16 protein-coding genes and 1 rRNA gene are annotated in these 16,684 nt (G+C 36.9%); 14 read left to right on the top strand and 3 right to left on the bottom strand.

All coding sequences use genetic code 11. The features are described 5' to 3' along the window. Positions 1–51 precede the first annotated feature (51 nt). The 9 genes from mutY to FG382_RS17495 all read left to right on the top strand — a co-directional run bounded on the left by mutY (position 52) and on the right by FG382_RS17495 (position 10,164). A complete protein-coding gene (mutY, locus tag FG382_RS17535; RefSeq protein ID WP_142540189.1) occupies positions 52–1,143 on the top strand; it encodes an A/G-specific adenine glycosylase in 1,092 nt (363 codons plus the stop codon). 62 nt (positions 1,144–1,205) lie between these two features. Then, entirely contained in the window at positions 1,206–1,514 is a 309-nt protein-coding gene (locus FG382_RS17530; RefSeq protein WP_142540188.1) for a gamma-type small acid-soluble spore protein, read from the top strand. Positions 1,515–1,874: 360 nt separating this feature from the next. Continuing rightward, positions 1,875–2,414: a nucleoside tri-diphosphate phosphatase gene (ntdP, locus tag FG382_RS17525; RefSeq protein WP_142540187.1), complete on the top strand. Its 540-nt coding sequence runs from the start codon at positions 1,875–1,877 to the stop codon at positions 2,412–2,414. 58 nt (positions 2,415–2,472) lie between these two features. Further along, on the top strand, positions 2,473–4,221 hold the full coding sequence (locus tag FG382_RS17520; protein ID WP_142540186.1) for an ABC transporter ATP-binding protein: 1,749 nt from the start codon (positions 2,473–2,475) through the stop codon (positions 4,219–4,221). A 325-nt stretch (positions 4,222–4,546) separates the two neighbouring features. Continuing rightward, the gene (locus FG382_RS17515; protein WP_142540185.1) at positions 4,547–5,566 is read left to right on the top strand and encodes an ABC transporter ATP-binding protein; all 1,020 of its coding nucleotides are present in this window, start codon (positions 4,547–4,549) and stop codon (positions 5,564–5,566) included. Next, positions 5,541–6,524: an ABC transporter ATP-binding protein gene (locus FG382_RS17510; RefSeq protein WP_142540184.1), complete on the top strand. Its 984-nt coding sequence runs from the start codon at positions 5,541–5,543 to the stop codon at positions 6,522–6,524. The genes FG382_RS17515 and FG382_RS17510 overlap by 26 nt, the downstream gene beginning before the upstream one ends. A 24-nt stretch (positions 6,525–6,548) precedes the next feature. Next, positions 6,549–8,177, top strand: a complete 1,629-nt coding sequence (locus FG382_RS17505; RefSeq protein ID WP_142540183.1) for an ABC transporter substrate-binding protein — start codon at positions 6,549–6,551, stop codon at positions 8,175–8,177. A 70-nt stretch (positions 8,178–8,247) separates the two neighbouring features. Beyond that, entirely contained in the window at positions 8,248–9,252 is a 1,005-nt protein-coding gene (locus FG382_RS17500) for an ABC transporter permease (RefSeq protein ID WP_142540182.1), read from the top strand. Positions 9,253–9,276: 24 nt separating this feature from the next. Beyond that, positions 9,277–10,164 (top strand): ABC transporter permease, encoded by an 888-nt coding sequence (locus FG382_RS17495; protein ID WP_142540330.1) that lies wholly within the window; start codon positions 9,277–9,279, stop codon positions 10,162–10,164. A 37-nt stretch (positions 10,165–10,201) separates the two neighbouring features. On the opposite strand, the gene FG382_RS17490 is transcribed toward FG382_RS17495, so the two are convergent. Both FG382_RS17490 and FG382_RS17485 read right to left on the bottom strand, forming a co-directional pair. After that, a complete protein-coding gene (locus FG382_RS17490; protein WP_142540181.1) occupies positions 10,202–11,284 on the bottom strand; it encodes an FUSC family protein in 1,083 nt (360 codons plus the stop codon). Between the two features lie 38 nt (positions 11,285–11,322). Then, complete coding sequence (locus tag FG382_RS17485; RefSeq protein ID WP_142540180.1) at positions 11,323–12,615, bottom strand: glutamate-1-semialdehyde 2,1-aminomutase; 1,293 nt, start codon at positions 12,613–12,615, stop codon at positions 11,323–11,325. A 122-nt stretch (positions 12,616–12,737) separates the two neighbouring features. Here FG382_RS17485 and bcp point away from each other — a divergent pair, with 122 nt between their 5' ends. From bcp to perR, 3 genes are all read left to right on the top strand, one after another. Beyond that, positions 12,738–13,220: a thioredoxin-dependent thiol peroxidase gene (bcp, locus tag FG382_RS17480; protein ID WP_142540179.1), complete on the top strand. Its 483-nt coding sequence runs from the start codon at positions 12,738–12,740 to the stop codon at positions 13,218–13,220. Positions 13,221–13,222: 2 nt separating this feature from the next. Next, the gene (locus FG382_RS17475) at positions 13,223–14,167 is read left to right on the top strand and encodes a D-2-hydroxyacid dehydrogenase (RefSeq protein WP_142540178.1); all 945 of its coding nucleotides are present in this window, start codon (positions 13,223–13,225) and stop codon (positions 14,165–14,167) included. A 111-nt stretch (positions 14,168–14,278) separates the two neighbouring features. Beyond that, a complete protein-coding gene (perR, locus tag FG382_RS17470; RefSeq protein ID WP_142540177.1) occupies positions 14,279–14,722 on the top strand; it encodes a peroxide-responsive transcriptional repressor PerR in 444 nt (147 codons plus the stop codon). 216 nt (positions 14,723–14,938) lie between these two features. On the opposite strand, the gene FG382_RS17465 is transcribed toward perR, so the two are convergent. Continuing rightward, entirely contained in the window at positions 14,939–15,283 is a 345-nt protein-coding gene (locus FG382_RS17465; RefSeq protein WP_142540176.1) for a YgzB family protein, read from the bottom strand. Positions 15,284–15,416: 133 nt separating this feature from the next. Between FG382_RS17465 and FG382_RS17460 the strand changes: the two genes are divergently transcribed. Next, positions 15,417–16,283 carry a nucleotidyltransferase-like protein gene (locus FG382_RS17460; protein WP_142540175.1) on the top strand — a complete coding sequence of 289 codons (867 nt, stop codon included), beginning with the start codon at positions 15,417–15,419 and terminating at the stop codon, positions 16,281–16,283. A gap of 328 nt (positions 16,284–16,611) precedes the next feature. Continuing rightward, positions 16,612–16,684, top strand: a 16S ribosomal RNA gene (locus FG382_RS17455); the annotation flags it as partial.

The following is a 16,684-nucleotide window of genomic DNA, read 5'->3' as shown; positions in this document are numbered from 1 at the left end:
AATAAAATTGACTAATAACAAAGCAATTACACATGATATACCCCATTCTTCATGAAAATAATCGTAAGGAAGGACTTAACATTGAACGAATTATATAAAACACAAGTTAGAAATGCTTTAGTATCCTGGTTTTTAGAAGAAAAGCGTGATTTACCGTGGAGGAAGACAAAAGATCCATATAAAATTTGGGTATCTGAAGTGATGCTTCAACAAACAAAAGTGGATACTGTTATACCTTATTATGAAAGATTTATCGCAAAATATCCTTCCCTTGAATCACTTGCCCATGCAAAAGAAGAAGAATTATTAAAGGAATGGGAAGGACTAGGCTATTATTCGCGAGCACGTAATTTACAAGCTGGTGTTAGAGAAGTCGTCGACTCATATGGAAGTATCGTTCCAAATACTCGAAAAGATATATCCGCTTTAAAGGGAGTTGGACCTTATACTGCGGGAGCAGTTCTAAGTATTGCATACGGGGTTCCAGAGCATGCAGTGGACGGAAATGTGATGCGTGTTCTATCTCGTCTTTTATTGATAAAAGAAGATATCGCAAAACCTAAAACGAAGAAAATATTTGAAGAAGCAGTAATGGAGTTAATCGATGAGGACAATCCTTCTGCATTCAATCAAGGATTAATGGAGCTTGGAGCACTCATATGTACACCGACGAAACCAAAGTGTTTACTTTGTCCTGTACGAGAATATTGCACAGCATTTTTTGAAGGTATGCAAGACCAATTACCGATTAAAACGATTAATAAGAAAACGAAAGTACACAAAATGAAAGCAGTTGTTATTAGGGATGAGCATGGTCGAGTCTTATTAGAAAAGCGGCCTTCAAAAGGATTACTCGCAAATATGTGGCAATTTCCAATGGTAGAGCTTCCAACTGCAACACATACTATAGAAGAAGTAATCGAACATGATTATGGAATAGATATTGTAAGGGGCGAAGAATTAATAGCATTCAAACATGTTTTTTCTCATTTAGTATGGGAAATGGAAAGCTTTGAAGGAAAATTGCTATTAGAAAAAGAACTACCAGCGGCATGCAAATGGTTCGCTATAGATGAGATTTCCAATCAACCAATGCCAGTACCAATATTAAAAATATGGAATGCATGGAAGGAAAAGAATTAATTTTTAAAATGCATATATCTCCTGAAAGTGCACAAGATACTTGTGTACCGGAGGTGAAATCCATGACAAAGAAAAACAACGCTTCAGAAACGAATGTACAAGAAGTAAGAGAACAAAACCGCCAATCTCAAAGCGGTCAGTCTCAGAATAAGTTCAAGACCCCTGAATTTGCTTCTGAAACTGATGTACAAGAAGTAAGAGAACAAAACCGCCAATCTCAAAGCGGTCAGTCTCAGAATAAATTCAAGACCCCTGAATTTGCTTCTGAAACTGATGTTCAAGAGGTAAGAGAACAGAACCGTCAAGCTGAGATGAGAAAACAACAAGCTAGCGGTAAACAAGCAGGTAGTTCTTATAACCAAACAAAGTAATAACATGGATTCACCAAAAATCAGCGGAGGCATTTTGCCTTCGTTGATTTTTTTATTTGAGAGATTCCTGTTAATTTATTGAGAATGTCTTTTGGAATTGGTTGCTCTCTATAGCTAATTGATTGCCCTTAGATATCAACTGGATTATTCAGCTAGTAGGAATTAGCACGTTGGCTGCAACTAATTAAGATGCATTATTCTTAAATTAATTTACATAGTCTTTGTGGGAAGCTTTGGAAAACTACAGACACTTAAAGAATACTTATGATTTTTTACTATAGTTTTTGGGTATGGATTGTTATAATGATTAAATAAGTATATAAACGAGATTTTTACGCTTGTCGAAAAGGTGGCTAAATGATGGCGATTCCAACAGAAGGAGAAATGATACAAATTCACAGCTACAAGCATAATGGCAGTATCCACCGTGTCTGGCAGGAGACAATGGTACTAAAGGGCACCAAGAATATTGTAATAGGAGCCAATGAGCGAACGCTTGTCATCGAGGCGGATGGTCGTACATGGGTTACAAGAGAACCTTCTATTTGCTACTTTCATGCGGAGCATTGGTTTAACATTATTTGTATGTTAAGAGAAGATGGTGTATACTATTACATCAATATGAGTTCGCCTTTTGTTTATAGTGATGGGCGTTTAAAGTATATTGATTATGATTTAGATGTAAAAGTTTTCCCAGACATGACCTATACAATTCTAGATGAAGATGAATACGCACAACATAAAAAAGAAATGATGTATCCTACAGAAATGGACGTTATTCTTGATCGAAATATTGAAAAACTCATTTCTTGGATAAAGCAAAGAAGGGGTCCATTTGCGCCAGATTTTATCGAGGCATGGACGAATCGTTATCATTTTTATAAACAGCTAAATGAGTAGACGAAAAACCTGTTGAATACAAACAACAGGTTTTTCAATTTTAGAAAGGAGTCATGAAATGGGATCTTTAAAACGGTATATGCAATTTGTTAAACCGTATAACTTTCAAATATTTATAACGCTTGTTATTGGGATTATTAAGTTTGCCATACCATTGTTTATACCAATTCTTATCAAAATCGTTATCGATGATATTATTGGTGCAAAAACACTTACAGCAGACGAAAAAATCCAACAATTAGTATATTGGCTAGGAGGGACAGCGTTAGTATTTTTAATCGTTCGTCCGCCGATTGAGTATTATAGACAATATCTAGCTCAATTAGTGAGCAATAAAATACTTTATGATATTCGTCAAAAATTGTATGCCCATCTTCAAAAGCTAGGCTTAAAATACTACAGCAATACACGTGCCGGAGAAGTTATTTCCAGGGTAATAAATGACGTGGAGCAAACAAAAAACTTTGTCATAATTGGACTAATGAATGTATGGCTGGATTTAGCGACTATTTTAATCGCAATTGGAATCATGCTTACGATGAATGTGAAGTTAACACTGGTTACTTTACTTGCATTCCCTTTCTATGCATTCAGTGTGAAGTACTTTTTTGGAAGACTTCGCGACTTAACGAGAAAACGTTCGCAAGCTCTAGCTGGGGTTCAAAGTTATCTGCATGAACGTGTACAAGGTATGAGTATTATTAAAACATTTACATTAGAAAAGCATGAACAGAAACTCTTTAATAATGCTAATGGAGAGTTTTTAGATAAAGCCGTTGACCAGACAGTTTGGAATGCGAAGGCATTCGCTGTAGTTAACACCATAACAGATATTGCACCTTTACTCGTTATCGCTTATGCAGGGTATGAAGCTATTAATGGAAGATTATCAGTCGGAACGATGGCTGCATTTGTAGCATATATTGAACGGTTATACAGTCCGCTCAGACGTTTAGTCAATTCTTCTACCACTTTAACACAGTCTTTTGCCTCTATGGATCGGGTCTTTGAATTGATGGATGAAGAATATGATATTGTCGATAAAAAAGGTGCTTCCACATTAGAGAATATTACTGGTGAAGTTACTTTTTCAAATGTGTCATTCCAATATGAAAAAGACGGAAATACGATACTAAATAATGTGGATTTTCACGTTAAAGCTGGAGAGACGGTAGCATTCGTTGGTATGAGTGGTGGTGGTAAATCTACCATTATTAGTTTGATACCAAGGTTTTATGATGTAACAAATGGAAGTGTTCGAGTTGATGGAAAAGATATTCGTGACGTTACAGTAGAATCATTAAGAAAGCAAATAGGTATTGTGTTGCAGGATAATATTTTATTTAGTGATTCAGTTAAATCGAATATTTTAATGGGCAATCCCAATGCGACAGATGAAGAAGTGATAGAAGCTGCAAAAGCGGCGAATGCGCATGATTTCATCATGGAGTTACCTGAGGGGTATGAGACAAAAGTAGGCGAACGCGGTGTGAAACTTTCAGGTGGCCAAAAGCAACGGGTAGCCATCGCCAGAGTATTTTTGAAAAATCCTACGATCTTAATTCTAGACGAAGCAACTTCAGCATTAGATTTAGAAAGTGAATCATTAATACAGGATTCGTTAGAGCGTTTAGCATCTAATCGTACAACCATCATTGTTGCACACAGACTTTCAACGATTACGCATGCTGATAATATATTCGTTATTGAAAACGGTCAGGTAGTCGAAAATGGAAACCATGCACAATTAATGAATCAAAAAAATGTATATTATAATTTATTTCAAATACAACAATTAGATAATTAGTAAATGCCCTATAAGTTACGCGCTTATAGGGCTTTTTATAAGCAAAATTTATTTGCTAAGAGTGAGCGTCTATCTTACAGAGTGGCATGATATCACTCTTGTAGCCTGTAATCCAATAAGTATTATATTGATAAATTTACGGGATAATTGAATGGGTATTCATTTATATGATTAAAATTACTAAAACAAATGGAAGTTACATTTTAAGTGAAGAAATAACAGTTTTCAGAAAAGTATTGCATATAAGGTTAATATGTGTAAAATATTAATATAGCTTATTAATTTATAGAAAATTATAAATTGCACAAAAACAAAGGGGTGCGTTATGGCAGAGCGTGAAATCATTTTAGAAGTGAAAGATCTCCAAACTTCTTTTTTCACAGATGACGGTGTCATTCCGTCAGTGGACCATGTGGATTTTCACGTAAAAGAAGGGGAGATACTTGGAATAGTTGGAGAGTCTGGCTGTGGTAAAAGTGTTACGTCGCTTTCTATAATGGGTCTAGTTCCAAGTCCACCAGGGAAAATTACAAGTGGTCAAATTTTATTTAAAGGGAAAGATTTAACGAAGTTCTCGGAGAAAGAAATGCGAAAGGTACGAGGAAATGATGTAGCGATGATTTTCCAAGAACCGATGACGTCTTTAAATCCTTTATTTACAATAGGCAACCAACTAGTGGAAGCGATTACACTACATAAAAAAGATTGGAATAAAAAACAAGTGAAGGCAAGAGCAGTTGAAATGTTGAGGCTGGTTGGTTTACCTAGGGCGGAAGAATTGATGAAGGATTATCCTCATCAGCTCTCAGGTGGTATGAGGCAACGAGTAATGATTGCGATGGCACTCGTTTGTGATCCAAAGGTTCTTATTGCTGATGAACCTACAACAGCACTAGATGTCACAATACAAGCTCAAATTTTAAAACTCATGCGTGAATTGAATGAAAGATTGAAAACAGCAGTTATTATGATTACCCATGATTTAGGAGTTGTAGCGGAAACTTGCGAGCGTGTAGTCGTTATGTACGCTGGAAAAGTAGTAGAAGAGGGAACAGTCGATGCAATATTCCGTAATCCACAACATCCTTATACAAAGGGATTAATCGCGTCTGTACCTGATATGCGCCACAAAAAGCAACGTTTATATTCTATTCCTGGTAATGTACCGAAGCCTGGGACGATAAAAAATGGCTGTCGATTTGCCGCTCGTTGTGAATCGGTTTTTGGAAGATGTACGGAAGAAAATCCTCCATTATATGAAACATCTGCGAATCATAAAACAAGATGCTTCTTATACGATCAAAAGGAGGTAGAAGTCCATGACAAAACCGCTGCTACAAGTTGAAGGGTTAAAAAAGTATTTTCCTATTCGTTCTGGAGTGTTAGCGAAACAATCGGGTTATGTGAAAGCGGTAGATAATGTATCTTTTCATGTAAATGAAGGGGAAACACTAGGAATCGTTGGAGAATCAGGTTGTGGGAAATCCACAACTGGTCGAATGCTTATGAGATTACTAGAACCGACAGAAGGAAAAGTAACCTTTGATGGAAAAGAATTAACGAGTATTTCCAGTACAGAAATGAGAAAAGCAAGAAGAGAAATACAAATGGTATTTCAAGATCCATATGCATCGTTGAATCCGAGACATACGGTAGAAAAAATATTAATGGAACCACTAATTGTCCATAACATCGGAAATGCAAAAAGCCGAAAAAAGAAAGTACATGAATTTCTGGAAATTGTTGGGTTAAGCAGTTATCATGCGAAAAGATATCCACATCAATTTAGTGGGGGGCAAAGACAACGTATTGGAATTGCAAGAGCATTGATGACAAATCCGAAATTGATCATTGCGGATGAACCTGTTTCTGCACTGGATGTATCGATACAAGCCCAAGTACTTAATCTTATGCAAGATTTACAGAAAGAATTAAAGCTAACCTATATATTTATTGCGCATGATTTAGGGGTGGTGCGTCATATAAGTGATCGAGTTGGTGTTATGTACTTAGGAAGAATGGCGGAGCTTGCTACAAGTGAATCTTTATATGAAGAGCCTCTTCATCCATATACGAAGGCATTACTATCCGCAGTCCCGGTTCCTGATCCGGAACATAAAAGGGAGCAGATAATTCTAGAAGGAGACATTCCAAGTCCTTCAAATCCGCCTAGTGGTTGTACATTCCATACGAGATGTCCGTTTAGGATGGAAGCTTGTACATCTATCGTACCTAAGCTAGAAGAAGTGAAACCTGGTCATTTTGTTGCCTGCCATTTATATAATGAGCAAGTGCAGCATTGATAATATATTTACGGAGGGGTTAATTTGGGAAAAAAGAGAATTTGGTCATTTTTGCTTTTGATGTTAGTCGCACTAAGTGTAGTACTTGCTGCATGTAACTCATCAGAAAGCGGTACAGAGAAAGAGAACGAGGGTACAAAGGATAATGGTTCAGCATCAACAGGTGATAAAGTGCTTGTCTTTGGACGTGGGGGAGATTCTACTTCATTAGACCCTTCTACTGTAACAGAGGGAGAATCATTTAAAGTAACAAAAAATATCTATGAAACTTTATTAAACTTTGGAGAACAAGATACGACAATCCATGAAGGTTTAGCAACAAAATGGGAACCATCAGAAGATGGACTAACGTATACATTTACACTTCGTGAAGGGGTAAAGTTCCACGATGGCACTGACTTCAACGCAGAAGCTGTAGTAAAAAACTTTGAACGCTGGGCAAATGGTTCAGAAGATAAATTCCCATACTATAAATCTATGTTTGGTGGCTTTAAAGGAGAAGAAGGTCATGTAATCGAATCTGTTACTGCAGATGGTGATTATACTGTAGTATTCAAACTTACACGAGCACAAGCACCATTCTTAAAAAATATCGCGATGAGTCCATTTGCAATTGCAAGTCCAACTGCATTTGAAAAAGACGGTGATAAATTCGGAGATAATCCAGTTGGAACTGGTCCATTTAAATTTGTTGAATGGAAACGCAATGATTCTATTACAATTGAGAAATTTGATGGATATTGGGATGAAGCTCTTCCGAAATTAGATAAAGTTATATTCCGCTCTATTCCAGACAATTCCGCTCGTTTGAATGATTTACTTAACGGCGCAATTGACTTAGCGGATGGTATTAACCCAGCTGATGGTACAACAGTAGAGGGAGATTCTTCATTACAATTATTTGAACGTCCGTCTATGAATGTTGGTTACTTAGGCTTAACGACTACACGTCCACCTTTTGATAACGTTAAAGTTCGACAAGCATTAAATTATGCAATAGATAAGGAAGCGATTGTAGAGGCATTCTTCGAAGGCCGCGCAGAAATAGCGAAAAATCCACTTCCATCTTCTATTAGTGGTTTTAACGATGATATAACAGGATATGAATATAACCCAGAAAAAGCAAAAGAATTATTAGCAGAAGCTGGATTCGCAGATGGTTTTGAAATGGAACTATGGGCAATGCCAGTACCAAGACCATACATGCCAGATGGCAAAAAAGTAGCGGAAGCTATTCAGAAGAACCTAGAAGAGATTGGGGTAAAAGCTGAGATCGTTTCTTATGAATGGGCGACTTATTTAGACAAAGCTAGCAAAGGTGAAGCAGATGCATTCTTATTAGGATGGACGGGTGATAACGGAGATGCAGACAACTTCATCTACGTATTACTTGATGGAGACAACATCGGAAGCAATAACTACACATATTATGACAACCAAGATTTACACAAAATCCTAATTGAAGCACAAACAGAAGTAGATGAAGATAAACGTAATGAATTGTATAAGCAGGCTCAAGAGATTATTTTTGAAGATGCTCCTTGGGTACCACTTGCTCACTCAACTCCATTACTTGCAGGGAAAGCGGATATAGTAGATTTCAAACCACATCCGACTGGATCTGATTTATTATCGCACGTCGACTTTAAGTAATATGCTTAAAAGGGAGAGGTCTTCGTGATTTCTCCCTTTTCTTATTCAATTGGATGGAGAGGTGAAAGCAGTGCTTCGCTACATTGGAAAACGATTATTACAACTAATCCCGGTTTTACTTGGAATGACATTTGTTGTATTTATGATTATTAGAGCAATACCAGGAAATCCAGCCCAAGTTATATTAGGTCAGTTGGCCACGAAAGAAGCGATAGAGGCTTTAGAAATAAAACTCGGACTGGATCAACCTTGGTACACCCAATACTTTGATTATTTGATAGGGCTATTTCAAGGTGATTTAGGGGAATCGATGCGAACAGTTCAACCTGTAGCAAACGAGATATGGCCGTATTTAGCGGCTACATTTGAATTAGCGCTGTTTGCCGTTATTATTGCGGTAATTATCGGCGTTAATGCAGGAATTATATCCGCTTGGTTTCAAAATTCTTGGTTCGATTATTTAGCGATGGTTATCGCGTTAATTGGAGTATCTATGCCTATCTTTTGGTTAGGCTTGATGGAGCAGTGGTTATTTGGAATTGAGCTTCAATGGTTACCTACATCTGGTCGAGAGGAAGTACGAAATCCTGTTGCAGCGATCACCAATTTGTATGTCTTAGACACTATTTTACAAGGAAGATTTGATCAGCTTGGACAAGTGTTGAAACACTTAGTGTTACCAGGTATTGCACTTGCAACTATTCCAATGGCTATTATTGCGAGAATGACAAGGTCGAGTATGCTTGAGGTCATGCGTAGTGATTTTATTCGAACTGCAAGAGCTAAAGGACAAAAAATGTTTTGGGTTGTATACAAACATGCATTAAAAAATGCAATCATTCCAGTATTAACGGTTATTGGTCTTCAAATGGGACTGTTATTAGGCGGAGCGATCTTAACAGAGACAATATTTAGTTGGCCAGGCATCGGAAGATATATTTATGATGCAATTCAATACCGTGATTATCCAGTTATCCAATCAGGTATTCTTGTTGTAGCATTTATGTTCGTTATGATTAATTTGTTTGTAGATATTTTATATGGTTTAGTAGATCCAAGGATTAAATATGACTAAAAGGAGGAAACGAATATGACTCAAATGGTACCGAATTCGACAAAAGAAATAGTTATTCAAACAGATCCATCGACCGGTCCTTGGAGAGATGCATGGCGAAGCTTTAGTAAAAACAAAGTGGCGCTGGTTGGAGCAGGGATTGTTCTTTTCTTTCTACTTTTAGCGATATTAGGTCCGTACATCGCCCCACAAGGAATTAATGATCAGTCTTTAAAAGACCGATTGCTACCACCATCCAGTCAGTATTGGTTTGGAACCGATGATTTTGGACGAGATATTTTCTCGCGAATTATCCATGGTGCTCGAATATCTTTATGGGTTGGATTTTCTTCTGTGGTTGGATCCGTTGTTGCGGGAAGTATTTTAGGGATTATTGCTGGTTATTATGGAAAGTGGGTCGATACGATAATATCTCGTATATTTGATATTATGTTAGCTTTTCCAAGCATTTTACTCGCAATTGCCGTTGTTTCTGTATTGGGTCCTTCTTTACAAAATGCATTAATAGCCATTGCGATTATTAATATTCCTAACTTTGGCCGACTCATTCGTTCGAAAGTGTTGAGTATTAAAGAAGAGGAATACATAACTTCTGCAAAAGCGATTGGGATGAAGGATGTACGTATCCTATTTTCGCATATCCTCCCGAACTCAATGGCACCTGTCATTGTTGCAGGTACGCTTGCGATTGCTTCTGCTATTATAGAAGCAGCTGCATTAGGGTTTCTTGGATTGGGAGCTCAAGCACCAGCACCTGAATGGGGAAAAATGCTCGCGGATGCGCGAGTTGTTTTACGAAATGCGCCGTGGACGATGATTTTCCCAGGAATTGCGATTATGTTGACGGTATTAGGATTTAACTTAATGGGTGATGGACTAAGAGATGCCCTAGATCCACGAATGAAAAACTAAAAAACGTGTCACCTAGACTTTAGGTGACACGTTTTTCTTAATATGGCGTTTCTTCTATTTCAACCGTTAGCTCTTCCCCATGATAATTCAAATAGGAGGTGATTAATGTATCCATATGTTCTAACTGTTCCTCGTATTTTAAAATGGACGATAGTAAATGTAATAAGTGGTACGTCGAGAATTCTTCTTCAATTCGAGTTAATGCAATTTGTTGAACAAAGATATCCATTACTTCTTGTCTTTGGATAAAGGCTTCTGAACTTTTCCATTCGATATGTTCCGGCTTTAGCTTACCGATAAATTTCAAATGTAGCTGTTCATGATAAGCTAATAGGGCATCTAATCGTTCTTTAATCATCATTCGGAAATGCTCTGGAAGTTCCGACACCTCATTTTCGTGGAGGTGAAGTTTTTTTAGTACATCTAAGCTTTTATATGAAGTGGAAATTAGTTCTCGATAAACAACTAATTTTCTTCCCTTCGTATAAATTGCTTTCTTTGAGTAACCACGTTCTTCTTTGAAAAAGGAATACAGTTGATCTACGCGAGCTAGACGGTCTTTTAATTGATTGATCGCTTGTTTAGTAGAGTTATGCTCCGATGCACTACGTACTGCAATTCGAATCCAGCGAATAATCTCATCTTGCGTATAATGTATTGCATTAAATAATTTAGATTCAAATTTTGGTGGTATAAATATTAGATTTACAATAAATGCAGAAATGACACCTACTAAAACAGTTGAAAATCGTATTAAAGCGTATGTGAAAAAGTTATCGCTTTGAATTTCCATGATGGCAATAACGGTAACAAGTGCCAAAGAAATCGTTTTTTCTAGCTTTAGCTTAAGCATGAGCATAATTGCAACTATTGCAGCAAATCCAACGGCTATAAAGTGATTGCCAAACATTAGCGCGAAGACCACTGCAATGGCTGCTCCAATTATATTAGATTGCACCTGCTCTATAACAGTCAAATAGGATCTATATATAGAAGGTTGTATGGCAAAAATCGCAGCTATTCCTGCAAAAACAGGACTAGGTAGCTGGAGTAAATCGGCTATGAATAACGAGAAAACGATGGCTACTCCAGTTTTAAAAACGCGAGCTCCTAATTTCATTGAATCCTATCCTTTCATTTCATGCAAGATTGAAGTGTTTACTGCTTTAACTGGGCGAATGCCTGATGAACTGCAGTAATTGTTTCTTTAATATCTTCTGCTGTATGAGCGGTTGTGATAAACCAAGCTTCATATTTAGAAGGGGCCAGGTTAATCCCTTGTGCAAGCATGAGTTTGAAGAACTTTGCAAACAATTCTCCATCGCTTGCTTCCGCTTGCTCATAATTTTCTACTTTTACATCGGTAAAATAAACAGATAGAGCACCTTTTATCCGATTTACGGTAATTGTGATATCATTTTTCTTTGCTGCTTCTATAATGCCAGCTTCTAGTATTGCACCAAGTCTGTCTAACTCTTCATACACTCCTGGTGTTTGCAATACTTCTAGACAAGCAATCCCTGCTTGCATAGACGCTGGGTTCCCAGCCATAGTTCCTGCTTGGTAGGCAGGACCTAATGGAGCAACTTGTTCCATAATTTCTTTTTTACCGCCATAAGCTCCGATTGGAAGACCTCCGCCGATAATTTTTCCTAGAGCTGTTAAGTCAGGTGTTTCATTCAACATAGTAGAGGCTGCACCATAGTGAAAACGAAATGCAGTGATCACTTCATCATAAATTACAAGAGCCCCTTTGTCTTTGGCTATTTTATGAACAAGTGATAAGAACCCTTCATTTGGTTCTACCATACCGAAGTTTCCTACGATTGGTTCTACTAGAATACAGGCAAGTTCTTCTCCCCATTTTTCCATTGCTTCCTCATACGCCTTTGGATCATTAAAAGGAATCGTAATTACTTCTTTTGCAATTGACTGTGGAACTCCCGCAGAGTCAGGGGTTCCAAGCGTAGCAGGGCCTGATCCGGCAGCTACTAATACTAAATCAGAATGGCCGTGATAGCAACCTGCAAACTTCATTACTTTTGTTCTTCCTGTATAGGCGCGTGCTACACGAATTGTAGTCATGACTGCTTCTGTGCCTGAATTCACAAAGCGTACTTTATCCATAGAAGGAATTGCTTCTTTTAACATTTTGGCAAAAGTCACCTCATGCTTAGTGGGCGTGCCATATAATAAACCCGTTTGTGCAGCTTTTGTGATGGACTCTGTAATATGTGGATGTGCATGCCCCGTAATAATAGGTCCATATGCCGCTAAGTAATCAATGTATTTATTGCCATCTACATCGTAAAAGTAAGCCCCTTCTGCTCGTTCCATTACGATTGGTGCACCTCCACCAACTGCTTTATAAGATCTAGATGGACTATTCACTCCACCTACGATATGTTCGAGTGCCTCTATTTGTATTTGTTCAGATATAGTTTGTTTCATTATTCCTTACCTCCGCCATTTTTGTATTCTTCTATTGTAGACAATTATGGTGAAAAACGCTAAAGAAATTGAATCTCATCCAGTAATTCGATACGATAGGAGTATATAAGGGAGGGAATATAATGACAATACTCGAAGGAATGATTGCACCAAAGTTTTCATTGAAAAATGAACAAGGAGAAATTGTATCTTTAGATGACTTTGCAGGAAAGCAATATGTTATTTTGTATTTTTACCCAAAAGACTCAACACCGGGCTGCACAACGGAAGCGTGCGATTTTAGGGATGCCCATGAGAAATTCAGTGAATTGAATGCTGTAATTTTAGGTATCAGTCCAGATGACGAAAAAGCCCATACGAAATTTATCGCAAAACATGGTCTTCCGTTCTCCCTATTGATCGACGATACACATGAGGTATCTGAAGCGTATGGGGTATGGAAGTTAAAGAAGATGTTCGGCAATGAATATATGGGAGTTGAACGCTCTACATTTTTAATCGATCCTACAGGTACTGTGGTGAAAGAATGGCGTAAAGTGAAAGTGAATGGACATGTAGATGAAGCATTAGAAACGTTAAAAAAATTTGCTTCTAAGGGTGAATAATTATGAAGATATTATTTTCTTTTTATCCGAAACGAGATCAACAAACTAGATTAATAGAAAATTTCCCCCAAGCAGAATTCATCTTTCAAAAACCGTTAGATGAAGAAGCTTTAAAAACTGCTGATATACTTGTGACATATGGGGAAGATCTACATGCTTCTCACTTAGAGAAAGCGGATCAATTGAAATGGATTATGGTTGCTTCTGCAGGACTTGAAAAAATGCCTTTAGATGAAATTGCTGCTCGAAATATTATATTAACGAATGCGCGTGGGATTCATAAAATTCCAATGGCAGAGTCTATTCTCGCTCACATACTTTCCATTAAAAAATCACTTCCACTTATGGCTAAAAATCAGCGAAATGGGGAGTGGTCACCTAAGCTGAACCCAACAGAGCTTTTTGGTTCTACTGCATTGATATTAGGCACAGGTGCAATCGGTAGCGAGGTCGGAAGAATTTTACAGGCTTTTGGTGTCCATACTATTGGATGTAACAGAAGTGGTAAAATGGCATCTTCTATGGATACAATCGTCTCTTTTGGTCAACTAAAGGAAGTGTTGCCAGATGCGGACATCGTTATATCTATTTTACCTAGCACGGAAGAGACAAAACACTTGCTTACATACGAGCATTTTCAGTGTATGAAACCATCTGCCATCTTTATGAATTTTGGTAGAGGGGACGTTATAAAGGAAGAGGAATTACTCCGAGCACTAACAGAAGAGCGTATAGCATATGCTGTTTTAGATGTATTTGAAAAAGAGCCGCTTCACAAAGAACATCCATTTTGGAAGATGCACAATGTCATTGTATCTCCTCATGCTTCCAGTCATTCTTCGCAATATGTTGTAAGAGCACTAGAGATTTTTTCTGAAAATTTGACTGAATGGTTGAATGAAAGTAATCAGTTAGAGAATATAATTGATTTAAAAAGAGGTTACTAAAAGAAGATTCATTTCTAAAATGCTTTAAAATTTGACAGCTCCTGCATTTCTTCATTATACTTATTATAACAATTATAAATTAATAATGAATATGAAGAGAGGTGCATTGCGATGACGGAAGTACATTTAAGAGATGCTTTAGATACTTTAAAATCAACTGGTGTACGAATTACGCCTCAACGCCATGCGATATTGGAATTTATTATCCAATCTATGTCACATCCCACAGCGGACGATATATATAAAGCACTTGAAAGTAAATTTCCAAGCATGAGTGTTGCAACTGTTTATAATAACCTGCGCGTTTTTAGAGAAGCGGGATTAGTTAAGGAACTAACATACGGTGATTCTTCCAGTAGATTCGATTTTATCACAAATGATCATTATCATATGATTTGTAATACCTGTGGTAAAATTGTAGATTTTCATTATCCTGGACTAGATGAAGTCGAGCATTTAGCTTCTCATCTAACTGGTTTTGATGTGAGTTCTCATCGGATGGAAATATACGGAACATGTCCAACATGTAAAGAACATGCGACAAAAGTGCAATAAGAAAACGAGCGTAATCGTCTTACGCTCGTTTTTTTGTTCGTTTATTTACTTGTCTGACCCTTAAAGTGGTTGGTTAATAAACACTTTTCTCTATTAGCCGGAATCTACATAGTAAATATCAAAAAAGCTATTAAACAATTGCTCTCCTATAACTTTTCACTTTGCTGTATACTATATTAATATAAAAAACACTTTGCTTTTAAGCAAAGTGTCCAATTATTTCTTTCTGTTTAGTGATTGATCGAATTCTTGTCCTTCTAAATTTGGGTCAAGTGTCAGTGGTTCTTTGCAATACATACACATATCGACTCTTCCTAAGATTTTCGTATGCTTCCCGCAGTTAGGGCATACGACTTGAACAGCTCGTGTAGATAATAAACCAATCCAGCCGTATACAGCTGTACTGCCTATGATGGATAGTAATCCAAGTGTCATGAAAATAGTTACTAGAATTGCGTTTTCTCTAAAGAAAATAGCACCATACATTATGATAAATCCAAAGAATATGAGTCCGAGCGCAAAGGAACGTATTCGGTTTATTTTGTTTTTGTAAGGTTTCATTTTTCATCCTCCTAAATTATAAATCCACTATATCATATTTTAGGAGTAAGTAATGTTTTGAAATTAGGTTAGAAGGAAATTTAAACTAATTGTCGAAAAGCTATAAGTAGTAGGAAACAAAGGAGGCTCCATTTTGGAAGCGTTATTGAGACCAATTTATCAAGAAAGAGCAAGCGATCCAAATACACTAGGAATCATATCGGTAGAAAAACGGGAGGAAGTTAGCCCAATTACGGATACGTTTGATTCTATATTATTAATCATAACATCAGAGGCCGAGAAACCAGTTTTTACAAAGCACTACTCGTATGATGAAAAGAAGACAGCAATGCATATCCTTACAGAAACACAACTAAGAAAATGGTTACTAGTAGGAACTAATCCAAAACTAGTTGACTGGATTATCAATGGACGAGTTGTTTTCGATCGTAATGAGTATGTAGAAAGTCTGAAAAAAGAGTTATATGATTTTCCGTTAAAGGGAAGAAAAGTTAGAATGGGTATTGAATTTGCTAAGTTAAGTAGAAGATATATGGAAGGTAAAGTATTTTTTGAACAGTTGAATTATCTGGATGCCTATAACCATATAGTAGATTCTCTACATCATTTAGCCCGTCTAGCCGTGTTCGAAAATGGGATGCATCCAGAGGTGATGGTTTGGAAACAAGTCAAACAACTAGATCCTGCTATTTATAAATTATACGATGAACTTATATCAAGTAAGGAATCGTTAGAGAAACGATTAGAACTTCTATTTCTAGCAAGTGAGTTTTTAATTCATTCAAGAACAAAGGATGGGGCTCAACATATATTAGAAGTTTTGTCATCTAAAGAGTTTTGGACTATTCAAGAGATTCATGAACAAGAAGAACTGAAAAAATATTCAGTGGACCTTGAAGTTTTTATTGAGTTTTTAGTGGATAAAGGTTTTATATTAATAGAAGAACAGACCACTAAAAGCAATCAAATCATGCATCGATGCTATAAAGTAAAGTGTTAATGAGTGTGCAATAAAAACGAATAAGAAATTTATTCGTTTTTATTGTTGACAATCTAATTCTTTATGATGTATTATAATAAGCGTCGTCAAAAACGAAACACAAACTTACGACGAAAAAGTTTTTTAAAAAACTTCTTGACTTAGAAAAGCGAAAGTGATAAAGTAGAGAAGTCGCAAAAAACGACACAACAAAATGAACATTGAAAACTGAACATGCAAAACGTTAAGAAATAGCTTGAAAGATTAACTTGTTAGTCTGATAGCAAAACAATTATGACATCATTTAATGATGATGCCAGCAAAACAAAATGAGCTTTTTAAGTTCTCTATTATGGAGAGTTTGATCCTGGCTCAGGACGAACGCTGGCGGCGTGCCTAATACATGCAAGTCGAGCGAATGA

Origin of the sequence: Psychrobacillus lasiicapitis (genome assembly GCF_006861795.1) — a bacterium.
Lineage (GTDB): Bacteria > Bacillota > Bacilli > Bacillales_A > Planococcaceae > Psychrobacillus > Psychrobacillus lasiicapitis.
Note: the sequence above shows the minus strand (reverse complement) of the source record. Positions and strands in the feature narration are given on the sequence as shown.

Coding starts and splice junctions, on each gene's coding strand:
- mutY (WP_142540189.1), top strand. CDS start 52: ATGAAAATAATCGTAAGGAAGGACTTAACATTGAACGAATTATATAAA.
- FG382_RS17530 (WP_142540188.1), top strand. CDS start 1,206: ATGACAAAGAAAAACAACGCTTCAGAAACGAATGTACAAGAAGTAAGA.
- ntdP (WP_142540187.1), top strand. CDS start 1,875: ATGGCGATTCCAACAGAAGGAGAAATGATACAAATTCACAGCTACAAG.
- FG382_RS17520 (WP_142540186.1), top strand. CDS start 2,473: ATGGGATCTTTAAAACGGTATATGCAATTTGTTAAACCGTATAACTTT.
- FG382_RS17515 (WP_142540185.1), top strand. CDS start 4,547: ATGGCAGAGCGTGAAATCATTTTAGAAGTGAAAGATCTCCAAACTTCT.
- FG382_RS17510 (WP_142540184.1), top strand. CDS start 5,541: ATGACAAAACCGCTGCTACAAGTTGAAGGGTTAAAAAAGTATTTTCCT.
- FG382_RS17495 (WP_142540330.1), top strand. CDS start 9,277: ATGGTACCGAATTCGACAAAAGAAATAGTTATTCAAACAGATCCATCG.
- FG382_RS17490 (WP_142540181.1), bottom strand. CDS start 11,284: ATGAAATTAGGAGCTCGCGTTTTTAAAACTGGAGTAGCCATCGTTTTC.
- FG382_RS17485 (WP_142540180.1), bottom strand. CDS start 12,615: ATGAAACAAACTATATCTGAACAAATACAAATAGAGGCACTCGAACAT.
- bcp (WP_142540179.1), top strand. CDS start 12,738: ATGACAATACTCGAAGGAATGATTGCACCAAAGTTTTCATTGAAAAAT.
- FG382_RS17475 (WP_142540178.1), top strand. CDS start 13,223: ATGAAGATATTATTTTCTTTTTATCCGAAACGAGATCAACAAACTAGA.
- perR (WP_142540177.1), top strand. CDS start 14,279: ATGACGGAAGTACATTTAAGAGATGCTTTAGATACTTTAAAATCAACT.
- FG382_RS17465 (WP_142540176.1), bottom strand. CDS start 15,283: ATGAAACCTTACAAAAACAAAATAAACCGAATACGTTCCTTTGCGCTC.